This window comes from Microcystis sp. M53598_WE2 (assembly GCF_030067735.1).
Taxonomy (GTDB): Bacteria; Cyanobacteriota; Cyanobacteriia; order Cyanobacteriales; family Microcystaceae; genus Microcystis; species Microcystis aeruginosa.
Window position 1 is genome coordinate 1 of record NZ_JASJFE010000578.1, and the last position, 1,716, is coordinate 1,716.

Annotated in this window: 1 protein-coding gene and 1 pseudogene; both read right to left on the reverse strand. The window is 42.3% G+C overall.

What is annotated here, in order from left to right; translation table 11 throughout:
- Positions 1-317 precede the first annotated feature (317 nt).
- Positions 318-1,388: a hydrogenase expression/formation protein HypE gene (gene hypE / locus PX636_RS11735; RefSeq protein ID WP_288117296.1), complete on the reverse strand. Its 1,071-nt coding sequence runs from the start codon at positions 1,386-1,388 to the stop codon at positions 318-320.
- A 105-nt stretch (positions 1,389-1,493) separates the two neighbouring features.
- Positions 1,494-1,716: pseudogene (locus tag PX636_RS11740) on the reverse strand (Rpn family recombination-promoting nuclease/putative transposase); the annotation flags it as partial.

Here is a 1,716-nt window from a genome sequence, read left to right on the forward strand (position 1 = left end):
AGTTCGATAATATTTTGGGTGATTCCTAGTTCGTGCATTTTCAGTTATCAGTTATCAGTTATCAGTTATCAGTTATCAGTTATCAAGGAAATTTCAACTAAAACCCCAAAACCCCAACTATTTGAGGGTTCAAAACAGCAAAAATAAGGATTAAATTGCCTAAAATCTGTAAATAGACCATTTAATTGATTATTATTCATTTTTAATTCTCCTGACTCCTGACGACCGGCTCCTGACTACTGACGACCGGCTCCTGACTACTGACTCCTGACTCCTGACTTCTAACCCTAACAACAAACTTTTTCAGCAAACCCTAATTAACATATTCTCGGTAATTGTTCACCGACTAACATATCGAGAATCCTTTTAGTGCCGAAAGCGGTTTTTAAGTAAACTAAATTGGGGGGAGAAGCGACGACTTCCCCGATACAAGCGGCATTTTTGCCGTCAGGATGGGAACGCATCACTGCTAAAACGCGATTTTCCGCTTCTGGTGGCACAACAAGGACTAATTTGCCCTCATTTGCTAGATAAAGCGGTTCTAAACCCAATAATTCGCACATTCCTCGCACTTCTTCCCGGATGGGGATCGCCGTTTCCCGCACCTGTATTCCCACCCCTGAACTTTGGGCAAATTCGTTTAAAACTGTGGCTAATCCGCCTCTAGTGGCATCCCGCATCGCTTTAACTTCTGGGCAAACTGTCAGAATTGCAGAAATTAAAGAATTCAGGGCTTGACAATCGCTTTCAATTGTGCATTGCAGGTCTAATTCGCCCCGGGCAATCAGAATGGCGGCACCGTGATCCCCCAGAAAACCGTTAATCAAAATGCGATCACCAACTTGTAAATTATTGGCACTGGAATGGATTCGGGCCGGAATTACCCCCACTCCAGAGGTATTAATAAATATTTGATCCCCTTGTCCCCTGGGAACGACTTTTGTATCCCCGGTGACGATTTTTACCGCTGCTTTGTCGGCGGCTATTTTCATGCTGGTAACGATGGTTTTTAGGGTGTCGATAGATAAACCTTCTTCGAGGATAAAACTACAACTGAGATAGAGAGGAATTGCCCCACCGACAGCCAAATCATTAACGGTTCCATTGACTGCTAAACTGCCAATATCACCCCCTGGAAAGAATAGGGGAGAAACCACATAGGAATCGGTGGTAAATGCCAAGCGATCGCCTATTTTAGCCAAATCTTTAATCTCAAATCGGGCTTGATCTTCAAGGGGTGCCAGTAAGTTATTATCGAAGTTATTAACGAATATCTCGTTAATTAAATCCCGCATTGCTCTGCCACCGCTGCCATGGGAGAGAGTGATATTTGTGTCGGTAATTTTTGTTTTTTTTAATTTTAAAGAAGCTGAAGGAGTGCTAGTCATAGGTGAGGTAGTAAGTTTTCGTTTTGAGGAGTCGGTGGTCGATAGCAAATTAGGTTAAACTTTATCTTAATCAGAAACGCTGTCATAGCTTACTGCTAGATTAGCTTAATGGGTTTCTGGTATTTCTCGCACTTTTTCTACAGTTAAGTCCAAGGCTTGAGCAATTTGTTCTACCGTTAAACCTAAAGCCAATAAACGCGGCACAGATTCTAGTTTACCTTCCAGTTTACCTTCCAGTTTACCTTCCAGTTTACCTTCCAGTTTACCTTCCAGTTTACCTTCCAGTTTACCTTCTTCTCGAACGTCTTGAAAATAACGGGTTTGTTTC

Coding starts and splice junctions, on each gene's coding strand:
- hypE (WP_288117296.1), bottom strand. CDS start 1,388: ATGACTAGCACTCCTTCAGCTTCTTTAAAATTAAAAAAAACAAAAATT.